Annotated in this window: 19 protein-coding genes and 1 tRNA gene; 10 read left to right on the forward strand and 10 right to left on the reverse strand. The window is 68.5% G+C overall.

The genetic code is table 11. The features are described from left to right. The first annotated feature begins 22 nt into the window (after positions 1 to 22). Together B0920_RS17790 and B0920_RS17795 are read left to right on the forward strand one after the other, a co-directional pair. Positions 23 to 1090, forward strand: coding sequence for a LacI family DNA-binding transcriptional regulator (locus tag B0920_RS17790; RefSeq protein WP_078033990.1), 1068 nt, complete (start codon positions 23 to 25; stop codon positions 1088 to 1090). A gap of 106 nt (positions 1091 to 1196) precedes the next feature. Beyond that, entirely contained in the window at positions 1197 to 2558 is a 1362-nt protein-coding gene (locus B0920_RS17795) for an enolase C-terminal domain-like protein (protein WP_078033991.1), read from the forward strand. A 532-nt stretch (positions 2559 to 3090) separates the two neighbouring features. On the opposite strand, the gene B0920_RS17800 is transcribed toward B0920_RS17795, so the two are convergent. Continuing rightward, a complete protein-coding gene (locus B0920_RS17800) occupies positions 3091 to 3762 on the reverse strand; it encodes a DUF4136 domain-containing protein (RefSeq protein WP_078033992.1) in 672 nt (223 codons plus the stop codon). A gap of 185 nt (positions 3763 to 3947) precedes the next feature. On the opposite strand from B0920_RS17800, the gene pepN reads away from it, so the two are divergent. The 4 genes from pepN to B0920_RS17820 all read left to right on the forward strand — a co-directional run bounded on the left by pepN (position 3948) and on the right by B0920_RS17820 (position 8726). Then, positions 3948 to 6593 (forward strand): aminopeptidase N, encoded by a 2646-nt coding sequence (gene pepN / locus B0920_RS17805; protein ID WP_078033993.1) that lies wholly within the window; start codon positions 3948 to 3950, stop codon positions 6591 to 6593. A 45-nt stretch (positions 6594 to 6638) separates the two neighbouring features. Then, on the forward strand, positions 6639 to 7640 hold the full coding sequence (locus tag B0920_RS17810) for a class 1 fructose-bisphosphatase (RefSeq protein WP_078033994.1): 1002 nt from the start codon (positions 6639 to 6641) through the stop codon (positions 7638 to 7640). An 83-nt stretch (positions 7641 to 7723) separates the two neighbouring features. Next, positions 7724 to 7799: transfer RNA gene (locus tag B0920_RS17815), tRNA-Thr, on the forward strand. 387 nt (positions 7800 to 8186) lie between these two features. Then, complete coding sequence (locus B0920_RS17820) at positions 8187 to 8726, forward strand: hypothetical protein (RefSeq protein WP_143745825.1); 540 nt, start codon at positions 8187 to 8189, stop codon at positions 8724 to 8726. A 365-nt stretch (positions 8727 to 9091) separates the two neighbouring features. Here the strand turns inward: B0920_RS17820 and B0920_RS17825 are convergent, their stop codons facing one another. Continuing rightward, positions 9092 to 10285, reverse strand: coding sequence for a DUF2325 domain-containing protein (locus tag B0920_RS17825; RefSeq protein WP_078033996.1), 1194 nt, complete (start codon positions 10283 to 10285; stop codon positions 9092 to 9094). Between the two features lie 472 nt (positions 10286 to 10757). Here B0920_RS17825 and B0920_RS17830 point away from each other — a divergent pair, with 472 nt between their 5' ends. Next, a complete protein-coding gene (locus tag B0920_RS17830) occupies positions 10758 to 11621 on the forward strand; it encodes a hypothetical protein (RefSeq protein WP_078033997.1) in 864 nt (287 codons plus the stop codon). Between the two features lie 97 nt (positions 11622 to 11718). On the opposite strand, the gene B0920_RS17835 is transcribed toward B0920_RS17830, so the two are convergent. Then, positions 11719 to 13170 (reverse strand): PLP-dependent aminotransferase family protein, encoded by a 1452-nt coding sequence (locus tag B0920_RS17835; RefSeq protein ID WP_078033998.1) that lies wholly within the window; start codon positions 13168 to 13170, stop codon positions 11719 to 11721. A 312-nt stretch (positions 13171 to 13482) separates the two neighbouring features. On the opposite strand from B0920_RS17835, the gene B0920_RS17840 reads away from it, so the two are divergent. Next, the gene (locus B0920_RS17840) at positions 13483 to 14046 is read left to right on the forward strand and encodes a hypothetical protein (protein ID WP_143745826.1); all 564 of its coding nucleotides are present in this window, start codon (positions 13483 to 13485) and stop codon (positions 14044 to 14046) included. 139 nt (positions 14047 to 14185) lie between these two features. Then, positions 14186 to 14626 carry a carboxymuconolactone decarboxylase family protein gene (locus tag B0920_RS17845; RefSeq protein WP_078034000.1) on the forward strand — a complete coding sequence of 147 codons (441 nt, stop codon included), beginning with the start codon at positions 14186 to 14188 and terminating at the stop codon, positions 14624 to 14626. Between the two features lie 32 nt (positions 14627 to 14658). On the opposite strand, the gene B0920_RS17850 is transcribed toward B0920_RS17845, so the two are convergent. Both B0920_RS17850 and B0920_RS17855 read right to left on the reverse strand, forming a co-directional pair. Next, positions 14659 to 17775 carry an efflux RND transporter permease subunit gene (locus tag B0920_RS17850; RefSeq protein ID WP_078034001.1) on the reverse strand — a complete coding sequence of 1039 codons (3117 nt, stop codon included), beginning with the start codon at positions 17773 to 17775 and terminating at the stop codon, positions 14659 to 14661. Then, entirely contained in the window at positions 17772 to 18893 is a 1122-nt protein-coding gene (locus B0920_RS17855; RefSeq protein ID WP_078034002.1) for an efflux RND transporter periplasmic adaptor subunit, read from the reverse strand. The genes B0920_RS17850 and B0920_RS17855 overlap by 4 nt, the downstream gene beginning before the upstream one ends. A gap of 118 nt (positions 18894 to 19011) precedes the next feature. Between B0920_RS17855 and B0920_RS17860 the strand changes: the two genes are divergently transcribed. Then, on the forward strand, positions 19012 to 20106 hold the full coding sequence (locus B0920_RS17860; protein ID WP_078034003.1) for a DUF1800 family protein: 1095 nt from the start codon (positions 19012 to 19014) through the stop codon (positions 20104 to 20106). A gap of 220 nt (positions 20107 to 20326) precedes the next feature. Here B0920_RS17860 and B0920_RS17865 read toward each other — a convergent pair whose 3' ends face one another. The 5 genes from B0920_RS17865 to B0920_RS17885 form a co-directional block, all read right to left on the reverse strand. Further along, positions 20327 to 21718 (reverse strand): GDSL-type esterase/lipase family protein, encoded by a 1392-nt coding sequence (locus tag B0920_RS17865; RefSeq protein WP_078034004.1) that lies wholly within the window; start codon positions 21716 to 21718, stop codon positions 20327 to 20329. Between the two features lie 23 nt (positions 21719 to 21741). Further along, a complete protein-coding gene (locus B0920_RS17870) occupies positions 21742 to 22419 on the reverse strand; it encodes a transglycosylase SLT domain-containing protein (RefSeq protein WP_078034005.1) in 678 nt (225 codons plus the stop codon). 53 nt (positions 22420 to 22472) lie between these two features. Continuing rightward, entirely contained in the window at positions 22473 to 24542 is a 2070-nt protein-coding gene (locus B0920_RS17875) for an acyltransferase family protein (RefSeq protein WP_078034006.1), read from the reverse strand. Between the two features lie 10 nt (positions 24543 to 24552). Next, positions 24553 to 25752, reverse strand: coding sequence for a GDSL-type esterase/lipase family protein (locus B0920_RS17880; protein ID WP_078034007.1), 1200 nt, complete (start codon positions 25750 to 25752; stop codon positions 24553 to 24555). Between the two features lie 163 nt (positions 25753 to 25915). Further along, entirely contained in the window at positions 25916 to 26653 is a 738-nt protein-coding gene (locus tag B0920_RS17885; RefSeq protein ID WP_078034008.1) for a 2OG-Fe dioxygenase family protein, read from the reverse strand. Position 26654: the final 1 nt, after the last annotated feature.

A 26654-nucleotide genomic window follows, 5' to 3' on the forward strand; every position in this document is an offset into this window, starting at 1 on the left:
GCGCGATGCTAGAATCGCGGCCATGAGCAAGCCAGAACCGAAGGGCCGCGCCCCCGTGCCGACGACCCGCAAGAGCCGCAAGGGCAGCGCGCCCACCGTGCGTGACGTCGCCCGCGTGGCGGGCGTCGCGCCCATGAGCGTCTCGCGCGCGCTGAACAATCGTGACTCGGTCTCTCCCGACATCCTGCGGCGCGTGCGCGAGGCGGTCGACAAGCTGGGCTACGTGCCCAACCTGCTGGCGGGCGGCCTGTCGTCCAAGAAGAGCCGCCTGGTCGCGGCCGTGGTCCCGACCATCAGCGGCGCGGTCTTCCTCGAAATGATCCAGGCCCTGACCGACGCCCTGGCCGCGCGCGGCTACCAGCTGATGCTGGGCCAGTCCGGCTACGAGAACTCGCGCGAGGACGCGCTGCTGGAGGCGATCATCGGCCGCCGTCCCGACGGCGTGCTGCTCACCGGGATCATGCGTTCGGAGCAGGGCAGGCGGCGCCTGCTGGCCAGCGGCATTCCCGTGGTCGAGACCTGGGACCTGACCGATCAACCGATCGACATGCTGGTCGGCTTTTCGCACGAGAAGATCGGCAAGGCAGTGGCCGAGTACCTGCACCGGCGCGGCCGCCGCAGGATCGCCGCCATCAGCGCCGACGACGAGCGCGCCGTGCGCCGCAACCGGCATTTCGCCGAGACGCTGCTGGCCCTGCAGCCCGGGCTGGGCAAGGACCCGGCGGCGGTGCCCACCTGCGTGGTGAAGGCCCCGACTTCGCTCGGCAGCGGGCGCGCAGGCCTGCGCGAACTCCTGGCGCGCGATCCGGACATCGACGCCATCTTCTGCAGTTCCGACATGATGGCCCAGGGCGTGCTGCTCGAAGCGCTGGCGATGGGGATCAAGGTGCCGCAGCAGCTGGCCGTGATCGGCCTGGGCGACCTGTCCTTCTCGCGCGATCTCTACCCGCCCTTGACCACGGTGCGCATCGACGGCACCGCGATCGGCACCACCGCCGCGCGCATGCTGATCGACCGCGCAGAGGACAAGCAGGTCGATGAACCCATTCGCGACGTGGGCTTCGTCATCGTCGAACGCGGCAGCACCTGACATCCGCCTCCCACAGCCCGCCGCGGCCGTTGACAGGGCTGAAAAGATACCGGTATCATGAATTTCACTTTGATACCGGTATCAAACTTTTGGAGCAGGCATCGACATGAGCATCTCTACCAGCGCAGCGGGCGGCACCGCAGGCGGCACGCCCCAGGTGACCGCGATGCAGGTGATTCCGGTTGCAGGGCGCGACAGCATGCTGCTCAACCTGAGCGGCGCGCACGCCCCATTCTTCACCCGCAACCTGGTGATCCTGACCGACAGCAGCGGCAACCAGGGTGTGGGCGAGGTGCCGGGCGGCGAGAGCATCCGCCAGACCCTGGAAGACGCGCGTGCCCTGGTGATCGGGCGGCCGATCGGCGCCTTCAACGCTGTGCTGCGCGCGATGCGCGGGGCCTTCGCCGCGCGCGACGCCGGCGGACGCGGCCAGCAGACCTTCGACCAGCGCGTGATGATCCACGCGGTGGCCGGGGTCGAATGCGCGATGCTCGACCTGCTCGGCAAGTTCATGCACCTGCCGGTCGCCGACCTGCTGGGCGAGGGGCGCCAGCGCGACGAGGTGGAGATGCTGGGCTACCTGTTCTACGTGGCCGACCGCAAGCTCACCGACCTGCCCTATGCGAGCGAGCCGGACGCCGACGACGACTGGCTGCGCCTGCGCCATGAATCGGCGATGGATGCGGACGCCATCGTGGCCCAGGCCAGGGCCGCCTTCGCGCGCTATGGCTTCCGCAACTTCAAGCTCAAGGGCGGCGTGCTGCGCGGCGAAGACGAGATGGAGGCGGCGGGCGCCCTCAAGGAAGCCTTTCCCGAGGCCCGCATCACCCTCGACCCCAACGGCAGCTGGCTGCTGCGCGACGCGATCCGCCTCTGCCGCGACAAGGGCGGGGTGCTGGCCTATGCCGAAGATCCCTGCGGCCCGGAAGGGGGGTATTCGGGCCGCGAGACCATGGCCGAGTTCCGCCGCGCCACCGGCCTGCGCACCGCCACCAACATGATCGCCACCGACTGGCGCGAGCTGGCCCACGCGGTGCAGCTGGGCGCGGTCGACATTCCCCTGGCCGACCCGCATTTCTGGACCATGCAGGACACGATCCGGGTGGCGCATCTGTGCCAGGCCTGGGGCCTGACCTGGGGCTCGCACTCGAACAACCACTTCGACGTTTCCCTGGCCATGTTCACCCATGTGGCGGCGGCCGCGCCGGGCGAGATCACCGCGATCGACACCCACTGGATCTGGCAGGACGGCCAGCACCTGACCCGCAATCCGCTGCGCATCGTGAATGGGAAGGTGGCGGTGCCGACCACGCCGGGACTGGGTGTGGAGCTGGAAATGGAGGCCGTGGAAGCGGCTCACCAGCGCTACCGCGCGATGGGGCTGGGTGGCCGGGACGATGCGGTGGGCATGCAATACCTGATTCCGAACTGGCGCTTCGACAGCAAGCGGCCTTGCATGGTGCGCTGAGGCCGCGACCAGAGAAACACGGGCGCCGATCGCGGCGCCGACGAACGCCGGCATGCCGCGTTCGCTGCAAGGATCAACACGCGACCTGGAACTGTGAAATGCGTTTCGCTACACTGCGGTGAGGCTGGATGCAAGCTTGCAGGAACCGGGTTTCTTGTTGTCTCCCGTTGGCCCGCTACGCTTGCGTTGCGGGTCTTTTTTTTGCGCCGGCCAAAGCGCGTCGTCCTTCTTCGCCGGCCTGATAACGCGACCTTCTTCGCCGGCTTAAAACGTCGTTTGTTCGCCAGCCTCATAACGTCACCCTTATTCGCCGGCTTAAAAACGTCGTCCCCGCGAAGGCGGGGACCCAAGTTTTCTGCGCTGTCGAAACGCGTGCAACTTGGGTCCCCGCCTTCGCGGGGACGACGTATTAACGCTAACGCTTACGCGAATTGAGCTTACTGCTCACTCGTATTGACGCTATCGCTTAGGCGTATTGACGCCATCGCTTACGCGCAGAGACGCCATCGCTTACGCGCAGCGACGCCATCGCTCACTTCGAGACCTGCACCTGCGCCGGCGCCTGAGTCTTCTCGTCCAGCGTCACCTCCACCCGTTTCGCAACGCCCGACTGCCCCGGGAACTCGGCGAACGCGCTGCGCACCAGCGCCGGCATCACCATCGGGGTCGACAGCTCGCGGCTAGTGTTGTGCACCGTGACGTCATACAGGCGCTGCGCATCGCCGGCGCGCTTGATCGACACCTGCAGCTCGCGCCGGTAATAGTGCTCGATGCTGGTCTGGTAAGCCGGGTAGGGACCCCAGAACGGATCGTAGAACGGGCTGTACCAGCCGCCCCAGTAGCGGCGGTAGTAACCGCGGTAGCCGAAGCGCGGCATCGGATGGAAGTAGGGCGACATCACCGGCTCCAGCACCCGCACCGGCACGTCGGTGGTGGTGAAGCGCATCCCCACGGTCAGCGTGGGCTTGGCGCCGTTGGCGTCGCGGAAGCCCAGGCGCGCCAGCTCGCCGCGCACCAGCTCCTGGTAGCTGCGCCATTCGAGGGTGTCGTCCTGCGGAGGCGGCACCTCGAACACGAAGCTCTTGTCTTCCATCTGTGCGGGCCACTGATGGAAGGTCGTGACGTCGCTGCGGTAGGTCGTGGCGCAGCCCCCCAGCAGCAGCGCCAGCGCCGTTCCCGCAGCGACCATGATCAGGCGTTTCATTGCATTCTCCCTTTGTATAGTCGGTATTACCCCGATGATGTAGCTTAGCCTTTGTTCCGGAACTCTTGCGCGTAATTTACACCCGGTTACGAGCGGCACATTCCGATACACGAAATCGTACGAAGCGCCTCAAAATCTTGTTGGTAAAATAAGCACTTCATCCACTGTGTTTGCGGACCCTCCCTATGCGCACCGATACGCCCCAGACCGTCTACCGGAAGGACTACACCCAGCCGAGTTACCTCGTGGATACCGTCGAACTCGGTTTTGACCTCGACCCCGCCCGCACCGTGGTCGCCAGCCGCCTGCGCCTGCGCCGCAACCCGGCCGGCCCCGGCTCCACGATCGAACTGCATGGGGAGGATATTGAACTGGTGGCGCTGCGCATGAACGGCAAGGCCCTGCGCGCAGGCGACTACCGCCTCGCCAACAATATGCTGGTCATTCCCGGTGCACCCGAGGACGTCGTCCTTGAGATCGAAACTGTGTGTGTTCCGGAACAGAATACTACCCTGAGTGGGCTGTATGTTTCCAATGGGAATTTCTTCACCCAGTGCGAAGCCGAAGGATTCCGCCGCATCAGCTTCTTCCCCGACCGCCCGGACGTGATGGCCAAGTACACGGTCATGCTGCGCGCCGACAAGGAGCGCTACCCGGTGCTGCTGTCCAACGGCAACCTGATCGAGCAGGGCGAGCTGGACGACGGCCGCCACTACGCGCTCTGGGAAGACCCGTTCAAGAAGCCCAGCTACCTGTTCGCCCTGGTGGCGGCGCGCCTGGTGTGCCAGGAAGAGACTTTCCGCCTGGCCGACGGCCGCGACGCCCTGCTGCAGGTGTGGGTGGAAGAGGGCAACCTCGACAAGACCGACTACGCCATGCAGTCGCTCAAGCACAGCATCCGCTGGGACGAGGAGCGCTACGGCCTGGAGCTCGACCTCGACCGCTTCATGATCGTCGCCACCAGCGACTTCAACATGGGCGCGATGGAGAACAAGGGCCTGAACATCTTCAACACCAAGTTCGTGCTGGCCAATCCGCGGGTGGCGACCGACGTCGACTTCCAGGGCATCGAGGCGGTCGTGGCCCACGAATACTTCCACAACTGGACCGGCAACCGCGTCACCTGCCGCGACTGGTTCCAGCTGTCGCTGAAGGAAGGCCTGACCGTGTTCCGCGACCAGGAATTCACGGCCGACATGATCGGCACCGACAGCGGACGCGCAGTCACCCGCATCGACCAGGTGCGCACCCTGCGCCAGGCCCAGTTCCCGGAAGACGCCGGCCCCATGGCCCACCCGGTGCGTCCCGATTCCTTTGTCGAGATCAACAACTTCTACACCGTGACGGTGTACGAGAAGGGCGCCGAAGTGGTGCGCATGTACCAGACCCTGCTGGGCCGCGAAGGCTTCCGCAAGGGCATGGACCTGTATTTCGAGCGCCACGACGGCCAGGCGGTTACCTGCGACGATTTCCGCATGGCCATGGCCGACGCCAACGGCCGCGACCTGAGCCAGTTCGAGCGCTGGTACAGCCAGGCCGGCACCCCGGTGCTGCGCTTCGAGACCCGCTACGACGAGGCCGCCAAGACCTATACGCTGACGATCTTCCAGTCCTGCCCGCCGACCCCCGGCCAGCCGGAAAAACTGCCTTTCCACATCCCGGTGGCGGTCGGCCTGCTCGACCACGAAGGGCGCGACATGCCGCTCACCGTGGACGGCAAGGACCTGGGCACCACCACCGTGCTCGAGCTGACCGAGGCCGAGCAGACCTTCGTGTTCTCGAACGTGGGCGAACAGCCGGTGCCCTCGGTGCTGCGCGACTTCTCGGCGCCGGTGATCCTGCAGCACGGCTACAGCGACACCGAGCTGCTGCACCTGTTCAGCCATGACAGCGACCCGGTCAACCGCTGGGAAGCGGGCCAGCGCCTGGCCATGGGCCGCCTGCTCAAGCTCACCGGCGAGGCGCGCATCTCCTCGCGCCTGGACCTGGACGACACCTTCATCGAGGCGATGCGCAAGATGCTGGGCGACGCGTCGCTCGACCCGGCCTTCCGCGAGCAGGCCCTGCTGCTGCCCTCCGAGACCATGATCTCCGAGCAGCTCGACGCGGTCGACCCGATGGCCGTGCACACCGCGCGCCAGTTCATGCGCGCCGACATCGGCACCCGCCTGCGCAAGGAATTGCTGGCCCAGTACGAGGCCAACCAGACTCCGGGCCCCTACAGCCCGGACGCCGCGTCCGCCGGCAAGCGCGCGCTCAAGAACCTGGCCCTGTCCTACCTGAACGCCGCGCCGGACGAGGAGAGCGTGGCCCTGGCCCAGCGCCAGTTCGACAGCGCCGACAACATGACCGACCGCGCCGCCGCGCTGGGCGCCCTGATCGCCTCGCGGGTGCCGGAAGCGGCCGACGCGCTGGACGCGTTCTACGAAGAGTTCAAGGGCGAGGCCCTGGTGGTCGACAAGTGGTTCATGATGCAGGCGACCGCCCCGACCACCGACGTGGCGGCGGTGCGCGCGCTGATGCGCCACCCGGCCTTCACCCTGCGCAACCCGAACCGCGCGCGCAGCCTGGTGGCGGCCTTCTGCGCCAACAACCCGGTGCAGTTCCACGCGCCGGACGGCAGCGGCTACGTGTTCTGGGCCGAGAACGTGCTGGCGCTGGACGCGCTCAACCCGCAGGTCGCGGCGCGCCTGGCACGCGCCATGGACCGCTGGCGCCGCTATGCGCCGGCCCTGCAGACGAAGATGCAGATGGCCCTGCAGCAGGTGGCGGGCCAGCCGGAGCTCTCGAACGACGTGCGCGAGGTCGTCAGCAAGGCACTGGCGAACTGAGCGCTCCGCTCACAACAAGAATCCAAACCAAACCAAAGGAAGTCCATGAAACGCGTCAGCCTGACTCAATACCTGGTGGAGGAACAACGCCTGCACCAGAACATCAACGCCGAGCTGCGCCTCCTGATCGAGGTCGTCGCGCGCGCCTGCAAGCGCATCAGCTTCTCGGTGGGCAAGGGCGCCCTCGGCGAAGTGCTGGGCAGCGCCGAGACCGAGAACATCCAGGGCGAAGTGCAGAAGAAGCTGGACGTGATCTCCAACGAGATCCTGCTGGAGGCCAACGAGTGGGGCGGCCACCTGGCCGCCATGGCCTCGGAAGAGATGGAAAGCATCCGCCAGATCCCGAGCCGCTACCCGAAGGGCGAATTCCTGCTGCTCTTCGATCCGCTCGACGGTTCCTCCAACATCGACGTCAACGTCTCGATCGGCACCATCTTCTCGGTCCTAAAGGCGCCGGAAGGCATGACGCAGCCCACTGAGCAGGACTTCCTGCAGCCAGGCACCGCCCAGGTCGCCGCCGGCTACGCGGTCTACGGCCCGCAGACCATGCTGGTCCTAACCACCGGCAATGGCGTGCACTGCTTCACCCTGGACCGCGAGATGGGTTCCTGGGTGCTCACCGAGAGCAATATGCAGATTCCGCCGTCGACCAAGGAATTCGCGATCAACATGTCGAACAAGCGTCACTGGTATCCGCCGGTGCAGCGCTACGTCGACGAGCTGCTGGCCGGCAGCACCGGCCCGCGCGGCAAGGATTTCAACATGCGCTGGATCGCCTCGATGGTGGCCGACGTGCACCGCATCCTCAACCGCGGCGGCATCTTCATGTACCCGGCCGACCTGCGCGATCCGGGGCAGCCGGGCAAGCTGCGCCTGATGTACGAAGCCAACCCGATGGCCATGATCGTCGAGCAGGCCGGCGGGGCCGCGACCGACGGACTGGGACGCATCATGGACATTCCGCCGTCCAAGCTGCACCAGCGCGTGCCGGTGTTCCTGGGCTCGAAGGAAGAAGTCGAGGTCGTGACCGGCTATCACCAGCAGTAAGCCATCTTCACGGCGCGACGCCACAAGCTTGCGATACACACTAGCAAGTTTGTGGCGTTGTTTGCTAGAATACGGTTCTTTCCGCCGCTGTAGCTCAGTCGGTAGAGCAGCGCATTCGTAATGCGAAGGTCACCAGTTCGATTCCGGTCAGCGGCACCAAGATTCAGTAATAAGTTCAAAGGGTTACAAGCGAAAGCATGTAGCCCTTTTTTCTTTGTTGTCGTATTCCACTGCTCGTTTAACCGGCATGCAACTAGCTTCGCCTCCAGTTTGGTCTGTTCGCCGTGCGGTGGCACCTGGTCTTTGCTTACGCCGGTATTGTGGCGGTACGATAACGCCATGACCAGCTACTCAGCTCCCTCAGTACACGTATGCCCCGGGTGTAACGCCTTCTTTCTTCGTCGGCGGCTACGCAGCATCAACTTCTTCGGCACGCGGGATTGGTCCGATGGCGTGCCAACGATGTCCTGGCATCAGGAACCCTTGGTCCGGTGTAACGCTTGCGCGGCGCTATTCTGGCTGGACGATATCGAGCCCGTCGGAGTCATGCCCAAGGCGGAAAGACCCATTGGTCGGTTGACGAGGGCCTGGCTGCGTTGGCGCGGCGACCCGGGAGGACAACTTCGGGCGTACGAAGAATGGACCGAAACCATGAGGTCATGGGGACAGGCGCAGTATGTCGGTCGGGTCAATTTTGACGACGTGGTGTACGTTTTGTCGCGCTCGAAGGGCGTGGACAGGAACCGGGTGCTCTGGCTCCGGAATCGCATCTGGTGGTGTTTGAACGACCGCTACCGCACCCGATCCGATGGTTCCCGTGTCCTCGACGGGCCAAGCTGGCCAGCGGCCGCCGAGCGGTCCAATATGGAGGTCATCCTGGACATGCTGCGAGATGGCGAGCAGCATCCGCGCAGCATGATCCAGCAAGGAGAACTGCTACGCTTGCTGGGCCGTTTCGACGAAGCAATTGCTGTGCTCAGGGCTGTGCCGGCAGACGGGCATAGCGAGGGCCGGGCGGTGAAAATCGAAGCACTTTCACGAAAAGGTGACACCGAAGTACGAGAACTGAGCCCCCCGACTTGGTGATCATTAGAAGCTTGATGGGGCGTCACCGGTCATGCATACGCTGTCGCAAGCTCGCGTCATGGCCCCGGCTGTAGAAAGTCCTGGACAGGTCATCGGCTTGGCTGCATACGGATCCGGGTGCGCTAACCCCGACACTCGGTGGCGAAATCCGAACTCGCACGCCCACGGCCTGAGCAGCCCTGTGCTTGGAGCGCTCGGTGCAAACGCTCCGTGCCTCGGCGCGCTTCGAGAGCGGTTGGATCCGCCCTTTCCGCGTTCAGGTCGCCGGCCGTGGCCGATTGAGTTGGCCTACCCCCGAAAAGTCTGCCCACGACCTCCCCCATGAGTCGAATGCCGATCGCCCGTCGGAAGGGATATATCGGAACTCAGGCGCGCTGCGCCGCCGGGCTGTCGCTGCCGGCGTCCTGCAAGCCACGCGCCAGGCTCGATACGCTGGGATTCTCGACGAAGACGCAGCGCTTGCCGGTGCGCTTGCAATGGTCCTTGACCCGCCAATAGGCGGCGTGGCTGATGCAGCCGGTCTGGCAGATCACGAGGTCGGCCGCCGCCAGGCTGGCGTCGAGCAGGCTGCTGCTGTCTTCGAGTCCGCCGTCATGGTGGGCGAACTGTCCGCCCGCGCGTTCGATCAGGCTGCGGTAGCTCGGGACATTGGCGCTGCGCCCACCGACGCACAGCACGCTGCGGTTGTAGAGCCGCACCGGCAGCGCCTCGGGCGCCGGCGCAGGCGCAGCGGCAGGCTCCTCGCGGGGCGCTGGCGTCTCGCTGCGCACCGCCTTCAGTTCGGCCAGCTGAGCTTTGAGCGCTCCCTCGCGCGCCTCCAGCTGCGCGACCCGGTTGGCGAGGCGCTGGCGGGTGTCGAGCTCCGGCACCGCGGCGGCGAGCCGCTCCAGTTCCAGGCGCAGTTGCTGGATCTCGGTGTCCTTGGCGATCGCCCCCGCGCGCGCCTGCATCAGGAGCCGTTCCTGGCGCGCGGCCTGGTCGGCCTTGTCCTGCACCAGCGCCCGGCAACGTTCCTGCATGCGCGTCAGTTCGCGCTCCAGCCGACCGTTCTCTGCAAGCACCGCCTTGAACCTGTCGATGTCGGCGCGGGCGCAGGCGCCGGCCTGATGCTGGACCATGTGGATGTCGCGGCACATCTTTTCCTCGAGGGCGGCGTCGCAGCGCGGATGGCTCAGGCCGGCCCAGAAGGCGCCGGCGACCTCGCCGGCCGCCACCGCCGCGTCCCACAGCGCGCCGACTTCCTCGACGGTCCTGGCGGCGCGAAAGCGCGCGATGGCCACCGCATAGCGGCGCTCCAGCTCTTTCTGCACCGCCTCGGCCACCGGCGTGCGCGCCAGGCACTCGCTGACCGCGCCCACGTGGATTTCATAGTCGTCGTGCAACAGGCGGCCGCCGGTCACTTTCTCGACCAGCTTGCGCAGCACGCCCAGGGGCAGTCCGACCCCGATCAGGGGGCAGTGGCAGGCATGGCTGAGTTCCCAGACCCGGCGCCGCCGCGATCCCTGAGGTACATGGGCACAGGGCAGGCCGGGATCGCGCAGGGCTTCTTTCTCGCACATGGATCGCTCCGCATCTAATTGATAATGATTCTCATTCGTATTTTATACAGGATGAGCTTCGATGCAAGCGAAATCTGGCGTGCGGGCGGCATGCAGACGGCATTTGCCGGCGCGATGCAAGCAGGATCGCGGCGGATAGCCGAGCTCTGTTAGTCAGCGCACGGTCCGGTCACCTTGTCCGTTGTATTTTTTGTATCGCGGCGCAGTGGTCCGATTCTGCGCTCGTGTCGGACGCCACGAGGCGTGCGCCCGGCCACGACGACGGAATGGCGACTATCTTCGCAAGTGTTGAGCTCGCTTTGTGCTCAGGCCTCGAAAACCTGACTAAGGGCAAAGTCTTTCGACACTGGTTGATGTAGCGCAGGCCATTCTCGTCGCTTCGTTCATTAGCGGGCGAAATCGAGGAAGAATGTGGTGGACAGTCGAGTATCGGTCTACTCCGCGTTGGTCAAATTTTTACGAGGGATACATCATGGATAATCAGAAGTCAACCGAGGGAAAAGGCAGCGACGCAAGCCAAGGCGCAGGTTCGAGCATCGGTAAAAGCCAGGATTCCAATCTCGGCAAGAGCAGCACCGGTGCGTCGGGTTCCAGCCTGGGCAGCGGCGCGTCGGGCGGCAGCCTCGGCAGCACCAACGCCTCGCCGAGCAGCGCAACCAGCACCAGCAGCGGCGCCGTCGGCGGCACCAGCAACGCCAGCAGCGGCGCAGGCAGCAGCGGTTCGCTGGGCGGCAGCGCCGGTAGCGGCAGCTCGCTCGGCAGCAGCTCGAGCAGCGGCAATTCCGCCAGCGGCACCTCCGCCAGCGGCAACTCGCTGAACAGCACCAGCGGCGGCAACAGCGGTCTGGGTTCGTCCACCTCGGGCAGCACCATGGGCAGCACTACCGGCACCAGCGCCGGCAGCTCCGTGGGCAGCAGCGGCAGCATGGGCGGCGCCAGCGCAGGCCAGTCCGGCCAGTCCGACATGAACGCCGACCAGCAGCAAAACGGCATCAAGGGCGCGCTGTCGAACATCACCCCGGACCGCGTGCACCAGGGCATCGACAAGGCAGCCCAGGCCGCCCAGCCGCTGGTGGACCGCCTGGTCAGCACCGCCCACGCCGGCGTCGACCGCGTCACCGGCATGCTGAGCGGCGCCCAGCAAAGCATGGGCCAGCGCCAGCAGCAGCTGAACGAGAAGTACCAGGACCTGAGCACCCAGGGCCGCGAGTACGTCCGCAACAATCCGGGCAGCGCCGTGCTGGCCGCGATCGGCATCGGCTTCGTGCTGGCCAAGCTGCTGGGCGGTTCGAGCGACAAGCGCGACTCCCGCTACCGCGACTATCGCGACTATTGATCGCGGACCGCCTTCCGGCGGGAAGTAGAGAGCCCGGCCAGCCTATGCTCGGCCGGGCTTTGTTTTTTGTGCAGCGTCGAAGCGCAGGGGCGGATCGTCAAGCCTGCCCGCCGCCCGCCACTTCTCCTGAGTCGCCAAGGATCGCCGCCAGCCGGTCGAGGGCCGGATCGATGTCGAGCACCTCGATGGCTCCCAGCCCGAACAGCAGGCCCTGGCGCGCCGGTCCGGTATAAAAGCCGTCCAGCGGATACAGGCCGACTTCGACCCGGCGCGCCAGTCGCAGCAGCGCCGGCAAGTCCACCGGTCGCCGGAACAGCGCGGCCACGTGCAGGCCGCAGTCCGCGGGCAGCGCCTCTAGCCAAGGCGCGAGGTCACCGTCCAGCCGCGCCAGCAGGCGCTTGCGCCGCGCCGCATACACCGCATGCACGCGCCGGATGTGGCGTCCCAGCTCGCCGCTGTCGATGAAATCCGCCAGCGCCCCCTGGGTGAGGGTGTTCACGTGCCAGTCGCTCAAATGCTTGGCCGCCGCCACCGCCTGCAGGATGGCGGGCGGCGCGATCAGGTAGCCGCAACGCAGCTCGGGCAGCAGCACTTTCGAGAAGGTGCCGACGTAGGCCACGATGCCGTGCCGGTCCATGCTCTGCAGGCTGTCGGCCGCTTGCACCCCGTAGCGGAAGGCGCTGTCGTAGTCGTCCTCGATGACCACCGCGCCGATCGCGCGCGCCCGCTCCAGCAGGGCGCGACGGCGCGGCGCGCTCATCGCCATCCCGAGCGGGAACTGGTGGGCGGGCGTGACGTAGACCAGGCGCACTCCCTCCGGAATCCGCTCAGGCACGATGCCTTCCTCGTCCACCGGCACGCCGACCACGGTCGCGCCCTGGCTGGCGAACAGCAGGCGCGCCGGTGGGTAGCCCGGTTCCTCCATTGCGACCGTGCATCCGGGTTCGACCAGCACGCGCGCGATCAGGTCGAGCGCCTGCTGGGCGCCGGCGGTCACCACCACGTCCGAGGCCGTGCAGCGCACGCCGCGCGTGAAGCCGGCATGGCGCGCGATCGCCTGGCGCAGCGCCGGCAGGCCTTCCGCCTCGCCGTAGCGCCCCGGCGCGCCGGGCGAGCGCAGGGCGCGCAGCAGGCAGCGCCGCCATGCTTCGTGCGGAAAGCGGGCGTGCGCCACGGCGCCGCCGATGAATTCGTAGCGCGACTGCCCGGCGGGCGCGGCATGGTGCAGGGGCCGCTCCAGGCTGGCCCAGCGCGCCAGGGTGGCGGCGCCGGCCAGCTCGCCGGCGGCGACCGGGCGCGGCGCTGCCTGGGGCGTGGCGCGCACGAAGCTGCCGGCGCCCACGCGCGCGCTCACGTAGCCGTCGCGCGCCAGGCGCAGGTAGGCTTCGGCCACGGTCTTGCGCGACACGCCGAGCTGGCTTGCCAGCAGGCGCGAAGGCGGCAACTGGACGCCGTCGGCGAGGCGGCCGCCGCGGATGGCCTCGCGCAGCTGACGGAACAGTTGGCCGGCGAGATCCTTGCGGCCTTCGAGCAAGAGATGCAATTCCATGGTGTGGTCGAAAAATTGGCTCCCTTATTGTCGCCGAACTGGCGCCGTCGTGTGCGGATTGGCTTCCTGCGGCCGGGCAGCAGCACCCGCGGCGATCAAGGCCGCATCCTGCTGGGCTTGCACTGCGTATCTAGGAGCGGAGAACCTTCTACCGCTTCGGTGCGGGAAGGGGGTTTATTTTTTTGCATTGACATGGGGTGACGGCAGGCCGGCCCCGTGGCCGTTTGGAGACGCGTCGTGGCGAGATACCAGCAAACTTTTACGAACTCCTGCGGGGCGGCGTCGCTCATGTGCGCCGCCTCGGAATTGGGCGTGGACCATCTTCCTAAACGCGGTCTGTGGTCGACCAGGGAACCCGGAACGCCAATCACCGGCAACACCACCGAAGTGTACGAAGCGCTGCGCGGTTGGGACAGCAAGCCCTACGAGAACGCGCTGGTGAGCGGCCAGGCCAAGGTCGAGAAGGCGATCTACGCGGTGACGAGCGGCGACATGGCCAGTTATTCCTTGCCCAGCCGGGTGATCGCGGCTGCCCGGCTGATGGGCCTGGATGTCAAAATGTATGCCGCTCCGGGGGCCTATAAATCCCTGCTCCAGTGGCTGTACAAGGATCAGCTCCAGGCCTGCGAGGACCAGGGCATCACGATTCTGCACACCGCCTCGCCGGGACCGACCGGGGCGGAGCGCGAACTCGTCATTGTCTCCACCTTCAAGATCGGACTGCATTACGTCTTGCGGCGTCCCTTGAACGGCCAGTCTCCCTTCGAGTACATGGACCCCGCCGACGGGGGCGAATACCGCGACTTCGAGAGCATGAATACCTGGTCGAAATGCTACGAGCGGACGGGGATTTCCTTCATCCTCTCGCGACCCTAGCAAGCCTGCGTGCCCGACGCGCCTGCCGCCGGGTGAACCAGCCTGCCCCGATTGGCCTCCCGGCTTTGCCTCGCATTGGCATCCCCGCGCCCGGGGCCGGCCTCTTACCATGGACGCATCAACACACCAGGGAGCCATCATGAACGCACGTATCGACTACTACAAGGCCTCGCGCGAGGCCACCAACGCCATGCTGGCGCTGGAAAAGGCGGTCTCCGGCTTCGGCCTCGAACCCGCGCTGCTGCACCTCGTCTATACCCGGGTGTCGCAGATCAACGGCTGCGCCTTCTGCGTCGACCTGCACACCGCGGACGCGCGCAAGGCTGGCGAGACCGAGCGCCGCCTGCATGGCCTGACCGTATGGCGCGAGACGCCTTTTTTCAGCCCGCGCGAGCGCGCGGCCCTGGGCTGGGCCGAATCGCTGACCCGGCTGCCGGAGACCGGGGCGGGCGACCCCGAGTACGCGCAGCTTCGCGAGCACTTCAGCGACAAGGAGATGGTCGACCTGACGGTGGCGATCATCGCCATCAATGGCTGGAACCGGCTCGGCGTGGGCTTTCGCAAGCAGCCGGCGGCCTGAGCGCGGGCCGGTGGCCAGCGCTCAGGGCGCCGTCACAGCGCCGGCTGCTTCTCCGCCGGCGCCGGCGGCTGCCCCGGACGCCTGCGCAGCTTGCCCGCCATGCGCTTCAACCAATGCTCGAAGTCGTCCACGTAGGTGAACACCGCCGGCACCACCAGCAGGCTGAGCAGGGTCGAGGTGATCAGGCCACCCATCACTGCGATCGCCATCGGGGCCCGGAAGCTCGGATCGCCCGACAGCCCCAGCGCCAGCGGCGCCATGCCCGCGCCCATCGCGATGGTGGTCATCACGATCGGGCGGCTGCGCTTATGGCAGGCGTCCACCAGCGCGTCGAAACGGTTCATGCCCGCCTTGCGCGCCAGGATCGCGTAGTCCACCAGCAGGATCGAGTTCTTGGTCACGATACCCATCAGCATGATCAGGCCGATCATGGTCGGCATCGACAGCGCGTTGCTGGTCAGGAGCAAGGCCACGAAGGCGCCGCCGATCGACAGCGGCAGCGCGGCCAGGATGGTCACCGGCTGCATGAAGTCGTTAAACAGCAGCACCAGCACGCCGTAAATGCACAGCACCCCGATCAGCATCGCCACGCCGAAGCTGGCGAACAGCGCCTGCATCTCCTGCGCGTCGCCCAGCTCGGCGATGGTCACCGAAGGCGGCAGGTTGCGGAAGGCCGGCAGGGCGCGCGCCTCGGCGTTCACCTCGCCCAGCGAGCGGCCCTGGAGTTCCACGTCCAGGGTCACGTTGCGGCTGCGGTTCAGGCGGTCGATCTGGGCCGGGCCGCTTTCCATCGTGATGGTGGCCACGTTCGACAGCAGCACCGGGCCCTGGGCGCCGGGCACCGTCAGGCGTCCGATGGCGTCGAGGTCGGCGCGCACCGCGTCCGGCAGCTTGACCCGGATCGGCACCTGGCGTTCGGACAGGTTCATCTTGGGCAGGGCCTGCTCGTAGTCGCCGGCGGTGGCCACCCGCACCGTCTCGCCGATGGCGGCGGCGGTCACGCCCAGGTCGGCCGCGCGCGCGAAGTCGGGGCGCACGATGATCTCGGGCCGCACCAGCGAGGCGCTGGAGCTGACGTTGCCGATCCCGCGCAGGGTACGTAGCTCGCGCTCGGCCTGGCGCGCCGCCAGCGCCAGGGCGTCGGGGTCTTCGCTGCGCAGCACCAGCTGCATCTTGGTGCCGGTGTCCGGCGCGCCCACCGTGAAGCGCGCGCCCGGTATCGCCGCCACCTTCTCGCGGATCGCGCGCTCGATGTCGGACAGCCCCACGTCACGCTCGTCGCGGTGCACCGTGTTCAGGGTCAGCACCGCGCGCCGCGCCTCGGCCGCCGCGCCGGGGGCGAAGGCGTCGCCGCTGGAGCCGCCACCGATGGAGCTGAACACGTCCTTCACGCCCGCCACCTGCATCACCGCCAGGCGGGTCCGCTCCGCCACCGCGCGGGTCTCGGCCAGAGTGGCGCCGGGCGCCAGCTCGATGTTGATCTGGGTCTGGGATCGGTCGGCGGGCGGCACGAAGCCGGTCGGCAGCAGGGGCACCAGGGCGATCGAGGCGGCGAAGAAGACCGCCGAGCCGATCGCCGTGGCCAGGCGGTGGCGCAGGCACCACTGCATGGCCGCCATGTAGCGGCGCATGATCGGGCCGTCCTTTTCCTCCTGCGGCTTGGCCGGCTTGAGCAGGTAGGCGCACATCATCGGCGTCAGGAGGCGCGCCACCACCAGCGAGGACAGGATCGCCAGCACCGCGGTCCAGCCGAACTGCTTGAAGAACTTGCCGGGAATGCCGCCCATGAAGGCGGTCGGCAGGAACACCGCCACCAGGGCGAAGGTGGTCGCGATCACCGCCATCCCGATCTCGTCGGCCGCCTCGAGCGCCGCCTGCATCGGGCTCTTGCCCATGTGGAGGTGGCGCGAGATGTTCTCGATCTCGACGATGGCGTCGTCCACCAGCACCCCCACCACCAGGGCCAGCGACAGCAGGGTCACCATGTTGAGCGTATAGCCGAACAGGTACTGGCCGAGGAAGGCCGGGATCACCGACAGCGGCAAGGCGGCCGCCGCGATCAGGGTGGCGCGCCAGTCGCGCAGGAACCACCACACCACCAGCACCGCCAGCAGCGCGCCTTCGTACAGCATCTCCATCGAGGCGTCGAAGTTCTCCTCGACCGCGTAGGAGTTGTCGATCACCTCGCGCAGCACCAGCTTCGGGTTTTCCTTCTGCAGCTGGGCGACCGCGGCGCGCGCGCCCTCGGCCACGTCGACCTCGCCCGCGCCGCGGGTGCGGAACACCTCGAAGGCCACCACCTTGCGCCCGTCCTTCTCGGCGATGGCGCGCGGCTCGGCCACGGTGTCGCTCACCGTCGCCACCTCGCTCAGGCGGATGCGCCGCCCGTCAGGCAAGGGCACCTCCATGTCGGCCAGCTCCTGGGCCGACTTGACGGTGGCGATGGTGCGCACCGACTGCTCGGCGCCGCTGACGTCGCCGCGCCCGCCGGGCGCCTCGCGCTGCACGTTGCGCAGCTGGCGCGAGACGTCCAGGGCCGAGACCCGCAGCGCGGCCATGCGCGCGTCGTCGAGCTCCACCCGCACCTCGCGGGTGACGCCGCCCACGCGCTTGACCGCGCCCAGGCCGGGCACGCTGAGCAGGCGCTTGGCGACATCGTTGTCTACGAACCAGCTCAGTTCCTGGTCATCCACGCTGCTGCCCGCGCCCTCGGCGCGCGCCACGGTGAAGGTGGCGACCACGCGGCCGGCGGTGGCGGTCTTGGTCACGGTCGGGTCGCGCATCTCGGCCGGCAGGTCGGCGCGCACGCGCGAGACCGCGTCGCGCACGTCGTTCACCGCATCCGACAAGTCCTTCTCCAGGATGAACTCGACGGTGACGGTGGCCACCCCGTCCAGCACCCGGGTATAGATGTTCTTCACCCCTTGCAGGGTAGCGACCGAATCCTCGATCTTGCGTGCGACCTCGGTCTCGAGCTGGGCCGGCGCGGCGCCGTCCAGCACCGCGCTCACGGTCACGATCGGCAGTTCGATGTCCGGGAAGTCCTGCACCTTGTTGGCCTTGAAAGCCAGGAGCCCCGCCAGCGTGAGCAGGGCGAACAGCATGATCGCCGGGATCGGGCTGCGGATCGAGAGGGCGGAGAAATTCATGGCGCCCGCCCCTCGGCGCGCGCCGGCGCCGGGACATTGCGCACCAGGTCGCCGTCATTCAGGAAGCCGGCGCCGCTCACCACGATGGGCGCCCCCGGCTCCAGGCCCTGGGTGATCTCGACCCGGTCGCCGAGGCGGCGCCCGGTGCCGACCTTGAGCTGGCTGACGCGGCTGTCGCGGTTCAGGCGGAACACGTAAGAGAAGCCGTCGCGCACCGCGATCGCCGACTGCGGCACGGTCAGCGCGGTCGATTCGCCCAGCCGGAAACGGCCGCTGGCGAACATGCCTGCCTTGAGCGGCGCGCCGGGCGACAGCGCCGGCGGCAGGTCGACGTAGACCAGGGCGATGCGGCTCTGCGGGTCGACCGAGGGCGCCACGGTGCGCACCTTGCCGCTGACCTCGACGCCGCTGGCGGCGCGCACCAGGGCCTGCATGCCGGGCTTGATGCGGCCCAGGTCTTGTGCGGTGACTTCGGCGCGCCACTCCAGGCGGCCCTGGCGGATCATGCGGAACAATTCGGTGCCGATGCCGACCACGGCGCCGACGGTGGCGCTGCGCGCCGAGATCACGCCGGCGTCCGGCGCAAGCACCTGGGTGTACTTCAGGCGCAGCCGCTGCTGGGTGAGGGTGGCGCGGGCCGCCGTCACGCGCGCGGCGGCGGCGCGCCCGGCGGTGAGGTACTGGGTCACCTGCTGCTCGCTCAGCGCTCCCGAGCTGCGCAGATTGTTGGCGCGCTCGGCGTTGGCGGCCGCCTCGGCCGCGTTGGCCTCGGCTTCCTGCAGCGCAGCGCGCGCCTGCTCGACGTCGGCGCGCACCGTCTCATCCTGGAACACGGCCAGCACCTGGCCTTTCTTGACCACGTCGCCGACATTGACCCGCACTTCGAGCAGGCGCAGGCCGCCCGATTCGCTGCCGATCACGGCTTCCTGCCAGGCGGCGATGCTGCCGTTGGCGCTCAGGTCGAGCGGCAGGGTGGCGGTGGAGGGCAGGCCGGTGGAGACGGTGAGGGCAGGCTTGGGGGCGGCCGCCTGCTCGTCCTTGCCGCCCGCACAGCCGGCCAGGCTCAGCGCCACCAGGCAAGCAGCCAGGGCGGCGCGGGAAATCCGGTGAATTTGCATAGGTTTCTATCACTTTTAGGTAAGCGAAGAAGTGTAGCAAACTCGGCTTCGGAAACGGGCGCGCGCGTTTATCGTTCATGGCCCGGTCCGCGATATACCATGTCTGCATGGAGAAGCCATGCGCCTGATGCCGACAACCCTGCTTGCCCTCTGCTGCCTGCTGGCGGACGGCGCGCGCGCGGCGACCCCGCTCAGCGCCGATGAGGCCCTGCACGTGCTGAACCGGATGGGTTACGGGCCGCGTCCGGGCGAGATCGGCGCCCTGCGCGCCTCCGGGCTGGCGTCCCATCTCGACAGCCAGCTCGATCCCGCCACGCCGGGATTGACGGGCGCCGCCGCGCGCCGGGTGCACGCGCTGAGTTTGGCGCGCGCCGATGCCCGGCCCGGGGAGGCGGACGCGCTGGCGCGCCAGGAACGCCTGCTGCGCGCCATCGCGAGCGGGCGGCAGCTGGAGGAGGTGCTGCTGGCGTTCTGGCTGGCGCAGTTGCCGCCCGCCAGCCCGGCGAGCTTGGCCGCCATCGCCGAACAGGCGCGTCCGCACCTTTTCGGTCCCTATCGCGACTTGCGCGCGGCGCTGCCCGGCCTGTCCGCGGGCGTTTCGCCCCGGTCGCTGTGCCGGTCCCTGGCCGTTTTTTTCGTCAGCGAGCGGCCGCCCGCCAGCCTGGTGAAGCGGATGGAAGCCGCCTGGCGCCGCAGCGGCGGCGAGCAGCGCGCGGTCCTGCGCAGCCTGTTCACGAGCGCGGACTTCCTCGCGCCTGATTACCGGGGCGGCAAGCGCAAGGACCCGTTTCGTCTGCTGGTCTCGGCGCTGCGGGCCGGCGGCCTGGAAGTGGCGAATGCGGCGCCATTGGCCGACGCGCAGGTGGCGCTCGAGGCAGGGGAGCCCCGCGCCTGGGAGCGGACCGCGTTTGCGCTGGCGCAGGGTGGACTGCCGCTGGCGGCCGAGGCGCCGTCGCGGGCGCGGCAGTCATCGGCGGCGCCGCCCCTGCGCGCCACCCCGGGCGCGCCCTCGCAGCCGGGCGCGCTCGCTTCCCCGGTGAGCGCAGTGCACGAGGCGCCGACCCCGTCGGCGGTGGCAATGGCTGCCGCCACGCCCACCCCGCCGTTGCAGGCCGCGCGGCTGCGCGCAGCGCTCGGGATGGATCCCGGCGCCGGTGCGGCGCCCGAGACGGCAGTCGATGTGTTGTTAGATGATGCTTTTCGGTACCGCTAAAAGGTAGCGGTAACTGACGCAGTGCCGCAAATACAACAAAAATCACTGTATTTGGAAACGTTTCTCCGGCAAAAGGCACACCGTAGTTCTACGGTATTGCACTGCACAATAAATTGGATTATATTGAAACCGTCTCCTCCAGTTTTCTCCGAAAATTGGATTCCCGCCCGCTACCGCAAGGTTCGCGGGCGTCTTTTTTTGTGCCGTCGCCGCGCGGCGCTCAGCGGGCCAGCGCCGGCTGCGCGCCCAGGCCCGTGTCCTCGGCAAACTTGCGCGCCAGGCGCTGGTAGCCGGCCACCGTGAAGTGGATCAGGTCGCGCGACATCAGGGCCGGCGACTGGCGCGCCCACTGGTAGGCGCTGCCGGGCCCGCCCATGGCATCCAGCATGCTCCACACGCCGCAGCCGGCCTCGCGCGCCACCTCGGCCTGGATGCGTCCGATCTCGGCGTGGATACGCGAATACTGCAACAGGTCGACGCCGGCCTTCCCGCCCTTGCGCGGCTTCGCTGTCTTGCCCAGGTTGGCCGAGCGCCGCACCAGGATGCCGCGGTCGCCCGGCGCGACCAGGATGCAGGCCGCCTGCGGGAACAGGCCGCGCATGGCGCGCACCGAGTCGACCAGGGTGGCGCGGTAGGCGGCGGCGTCGAAAGGCTTGACGTTGCCTTCGTTGGTGCCGAATTCCAGCACCACCAGCCCGTAGTCGCGCGCCGTGAACCACGAGGACAGATAGTCCAGCCGGGCGTGCTTCCAGGCCGCCACCGTGGCGCCCGGATAGCCGAACACGTCGAGCTGGACGGGCTTGGCCTGGCTGGACGCCAGCTCCAGGCCATGAAAGCGCAGGCGTCCCTCGACCAGGCGCAGCCTCACCTGGGTGATCTGTCCTTCGGAGGCCAGTTCCAGCACGGCGGGGCCGGCGGCGCCGTCGAGCACCACTTCCTTGTCGGGCTCGCCGTTGACGGCCACCGCTACCGTCACCGGCGTGTCGGTCTGCTGGTAGAGGATGCGCACCCGCTCGTAGCCGGCCCACTGGCCCGGCTGACGCAGGTCCCAGGCCAGGCTGGCGCCGGCCTGCTCGCTCGACATGCTCATCAAGCCCGGGCCGGGCGCGGCCGCGCTCTCGCCGCCCAGGTAGCCCGGTTCGTACTTCCAGTGCGTCGACACGCAGGACTGGCGGATTGGATGGCGCACTCCGGCGCGGCCCATGTTGGCCGGCAGCAGCAGGTTGGGGCTGGCTTCGAGCGGGAATTTCAGCTGTTTGCGCAGTTCGTCGGAAAAGAAGCCGGCGGCCAGGTGGCTGTCGCCCCAGATCGCGATGCGCAGGCCGGCACCGGCGGGCTTGAAGCGCGGCAGCGGCGCCGGCCCGGCGGCCTGGGGCGCGGGCAGGGCTTCGGCGATCATGCTGGCGACCAGGTCTCCGCTCGGCACTTCGAGCGGATCGGGGTCGGGCGCGGCGGCCGGGCGGGGCGCGGCGGTCTTCTTCTCGCACAGCAGCTCGGCCGTGACGGCGGGCGCCTGGACCAGGAGCTGGCGCAGCACCGGCGGCTGCGCCGCGCTGCTGGCGGCGGCCGGGAGGCCGAATACGGACAGGGTGAGGATCAGGGCGCGGCGCATGCTGGCTCCGGTGAAGTAGAGGTTCAATCGCTGGTCGGCACGCGCACGCCGGCCGCCACCATGTTCAGGCGCCGCTGCTCGGCCCTGACTTTCTCGACATAGGCGTCGCTCGCGGGACCGCCGCCAAAATAGAAGCGCAGGGCCTCGGTCTCCGAGCCGCCCTTGAGCTTGACGCAGTCGCGCAGGATCTCGGCGCCCACCTTCAGGCTGACGATCGGGTCGACGAAGCTGGTCTTGCCGCCGAACTTCTCGTAGCGCTTGGCGTGGATGCCGGGCATCACCTGCATCAGGCCCTGGGCCCCGGCTTCGCTCTGGATGTAGGGGTGGAAGTTCGATTCGATCGCCATCACCGCGATGATCAGGTTGGGCGAGAGCTTGTAGGTCTTGCCGAGCCGGTCGGCTTCGACAATGAGGGCCTCGAGCGCCGCCGGCGACACCCGGTAGCGGGCGCCCAGCCAGCGCGCCATCGCGGCCTGGGCGCGGCTCACGTGCAGCGGGCGCGCCACCGTGGGGATGGCGTCCAGGTCGGGCATCTCGGTCGCGGCAGCTTCGAGCTGCTCCGAGCGGGCGGCGTCTTCGCCGCCCATGGCGTCCAGCCAGCCGCTGACGCGCACCGGGTCGATCCAGGCGTACAAGAGCAGGGCGAGCGCCAGCACGCCCAGCACCCGTATCAAGATCATCAGATTACGCAGGGCACGCATGCGCCTCCTTCGTTCAGCTGCGGCATGCGGGACCGCGGCCGTCCGTCTGCCTGTTATTCGTCGTGCTGCCAGCGCAGCATCGCCAGCGCCTCGCCCGCGGCCGCGCCTTCCGGCAGCGGCGCGGTGTCGCCGGCCGCCGGCTCGGGCGCGGCTTCCTGCGCCGGCGCATGTACTGGGGCCGATTCGGGCGCCGGCTCGGACGCCGGTTCCGCCTGCGCCGGCGGCGCGGCCGGCGTGGGCTCGGTGACCGGCGCGGGCGCCGGCGCTTCAAACCGGCTGCGCAGCGGCGCGGGCGCGGCCTGGGCCGCCGGTCCGGCGGCGGCCAGCATGGTGGGCGAACCGGGCGCGATGACCGTGCCGCCGGTGGCCGCCTTGACCCGGGCGCTCAGCGCCAGGATGCCCTTCTTCGTCAGGTGGATGCCGTCCTTGACGAAGTACTCCGGATGGTTCGCGGCCAGCGCGTCCCAGTCGATCACGCGCACGTTGACGAACTCGCGCGCCAGGCGCCCGATGATCTCGTTGTTCGGCGCGGTCCAGCGGCGGCCCGCGTGCACGTTGATGACGATGACCGATTTGCGGTCCGCCAGCGCCTGCAGCAGTTCGCGGAACTGGTCCTCGTTGATGTAGCCGTTGGTCCCCAGGTGCACCAGCACGGTGGAAGCCTTGCCGGCCCTGGCGCGCCATTCCTGCACCACCTTCAAGCCCTGGCTGGCCTGCCGGCCGACGGCGGCGTCGATGTGGATGCCCGGGATGGTCCTGGACAGGTAGCTGCTCGCACCGAGCAGCACCGAGTCGCCGATGGCGTAGATGTCCTCGCCGCCCGAGATCACCGCGCCCGCATCGATGTCCTCGGCGGGCGCCGCCGGCGCGCCGGCGCTCGTGCCCGGGCTCGCTGTCGCGGGTAGCGTCTGCGGCGCCGGCCCGGCTATCTGCAGCGGCGCCTGGAGGGCGCCGTCACGGACGGTGGCCAGGGCCACCAGCCCGGCCATTATAACGTAGGCGCCGATAACCATTCCTTTGCGCAACACTTTCGGGGTGTTCAGGTCCAGCCGCGAAGAGGTCTGTTCGACGCCGCGGTACAGCGCCTCGGACAGCAGGGCGGTCAGGCCCAGGGCGAGCGCCAGGTTACGCCAGTCGGCGAAGTCGCCCGCATCCAGCAGGCGCATCCAGCAGAACACCGGCCAGTGCACCAGGTAGAGCGAGTACGAACGCAGGCCGGCCCATTGGACCGCCGGATTGCGCAGCAGGGTCGACACTGCGAAGTCGCGGTCGCTCATGGTGGTGTAGATGACGACGCAGGTCAGCACCGGCACCAGCAGGAAACTTCCCTGGTAGAGGAAGGGCTGGGAGGTGTTCATGGTCTGCATCATGAAGCCGAGCAGGGCCAGGGAGGCCAGGGCCAGCACGCGCCAGGTGGTGGAGGCAGCGTCCCCGCTCTTCCTGGCCCAGGGGTCCCAGAAGCAGGCCAGGGCGGCGCCGGCGAACAGGCCCATGGTATGGGTGTCGGTGCCCAGGTAGAGCGGATTGTGGTCGGGCGCGCCGGGGTCGAGCTGGTAGCGCCAGGCCATCCAGGCGGCGCCCGCCAGCGCGACCGCGGCCGCGAAGGCGCCTACGGCGCGCACGCCCCAGCGCTTGAGCAGCAGGTAGGCGACCGGCGGCCACACCAGGTAGAACTGTTCCTCGATCGCCAATGACCACAGGTGCTTGAGGACGTGGGGCGTGGTGTCGAAGTAGTCCTGCTTCGCCACGATCTGCCACCAGTTCGACATATAGGACAGGGCGGCCGGCACGTCCGCCTTGAGCCAGGCGTAGGCCGAATCGGAGACGGCGGCGGTGACCGGCAAGGCCACCAGGATCAGCACCAGCACCGGCGGCATCAGGCGCTTCAGGCGCCTGAAATAGAAATTCATGAAGCCGAAGGCGCCGGCGCTGCGGTACTCGCGCAGCAGCAGGGAAGTGATGATGAAGCCCGAGATCGTGAAGAACATGTCGACCCCGAAGAAACCGGCGTCGAGCACGCTGCTGATCTCGAGGTGGAACAGGATCACCGAGACGACGGCGAGCGCGCGCAGCCCATCCAGTTCGGCAAAGCGGGCGTTCCCCTTGTGGCTGTGAGAGTTCATCGGAGCCGTGTCAATGAGTGTCGAGCGGGTGGTCGTTGGCGAACTTGCGGCCGCTGGCCTGGTAGCCTTTGGCGCTCAAATGGGTCAGGTCGCCCTGCATCTGCGGTGGCGCCATGCGCGCCCAGCGCGCCGCGCTCCCGGTGCCGCCCATGGCGGCCTGCCAGTCCCAGGCGGCGCAGCGGAATTCCGGCGCGATCTTCTTCTGCGCCTGCGCGATCTGCTGGTGGATCGCGCCGTAGCCGGCGCCGCGGTCGGGCGGTCCGATCAGGACGCAGCGCGGCGTCGGATGAAAGGCGCGCAGGCGCGCCAGATGGGTGCGCAGGTAGCTCTCGTACTGGGCGCGGCGCAAGCTCGGCGCGGCGCCCTCGTTGGTCCCGTACTGCACCAGGATCAGGTCATAGTCTTCGCCGGCGGCCCGCGCGGGAGGGAACAGGCGCTCGTCGGCATTGGCCCAGGCGCGCAGCGTGCCGCCCGGGACGCTGTGGGTGTCGAGGATGGCCGCCGGGGCGTCCTGGTAGAGCGGCAGGAAGCCGTGCAGGCGCAGCAGGCCGCTGACCAGGCGCAGGCGGATGCTGGCGAAGGGCGCGGCCGGCTGGATGCGCAGCACCCGGTCCGGAGTGCGGCTCAGGGGCACCATCTCTTCGTCGCCGCCGTCCACCGAAACGGCCAGCAGCAGCGAGCCCTGGGGCGCGGACTTCTCGAACAGGATGTCGAGCTGCCTGAGGCGGGCGGTCGCCTGCGGATGACGGAAGTCCAGGAACAGGGTGGCGCCGGGCGTGTCGCTCTGCATGCTGACCAGGCCCGGCGAATACCCGGCCGGCTTGCGTACTTCCTTGTAGGCGTGGCCGGTCTGCCAGCTGCCCGCCGCGCAGGCGGCCTTGAGCGGCAGGCGCAGGCCCGGGATCGCGGCCCCGGCCTGGATGAAACTCGGATGGGCCGCCTGGGCGCGGATGCCGGAGGCCTCGAGGGCGGCGTCGATGAAGTCGCGCGAGGACGTCAGGCTGTCGCCCCACAGGGCGATTCTCAGGGGCGCGGCAGGCAGGGCAGCCGGCGGGGCCGCCTGGGTGCTCCAGCTGAAAGCGCCCGCGCCGCCGGCGCGCTGGGCCTCGCGGTACAGGCGGGCGCAGTCGGTGGACGGCGCGGCCTGCGCCGGCAGGGCGCCCAGGCAGAGCAGCAGGGCGCAGAGCGGATGGGAAACCGGGAAGCGCATGCCGCCGTCAGGTGGACGCGGGCGCCGTGGCGAACAGGGAGGGCACTGCCAGGAAAGGACGCGACGGCGACATACTCGGGAGATCGTAGAGGAACAGTTCCCGAATTATATCGTCTATTGCTTACGTGAAATTGACCAAACGCTAAGCCAGCTGGATAAACGCTCAGGCGCCCTCGCCCTGGAAGCCGCCGGCGCGCCAGGTCAGCACCAGGGTGTCGCGGTGGCCGTGTTCGCCCAGCGGCTGGATCGGGGTCGACTCGTGGATGACGGCGGCGTCGTCCAGCAGCAGCAGGGTCCAGGGTTCGAGCATGGTGAAGCGCTGGCCGGCCGGGCCGTCGGCCTCGAACACGCGGGTCTCGCCGCCCTTGATGGCGTGGCGGTCGATCAGGATGACGGCCACGAAATCGACGCCGTCGCGGTGCGCGCCTTCCGGGGTCGGGCGGCCGATGCCGTCGGTGGTGTCGATGCGGAACTGGTGGGCTTCGACGAACCAGCGCTGCGGGCCGCGCACCTGGGAGCAGGCCGCGCCCAGGGCGCGCAGCAGGCGGGTCCAGGCCGGGTTGGCGACGGTGTCGGGCTCCATCGGCGCGAACAGGCGGTGCATGCCGCCGTGCAGGGCGTTGTACTCGACCGGCTGCCAGTGGGCGCGGTGCGGCGTTTGCGCAAGCGCGGCGCCGTCGTCGATGAAGCAGGAGTGGCGGCGGCGGCGGTAGCGGCCGCCGTCCTTCAGGTAGTTGTCGAGCTCGAGCCGGTCCCAGCTCGGGACGAGCGAGTGCAGCTCGGCCAGGCTGCAGCCGGCCAGGTGGGACAGGTCGGCGGGGCGCAGCAGGGCGTAGCCCTGGGTGCGCAGGGCGTCCGCCAGTTGCGAGGGTTCGGTGTAGGGAGCTTGCGGTGTACTCATG

Source organism: Massilia sp. KIM (assembly GCF_002007115.1).
Lineage (GTDB): Bacteria > Pseudomonadota > Gammaproteobacteria > Burkholderiales > Burkholderiaceae_D > Telluria.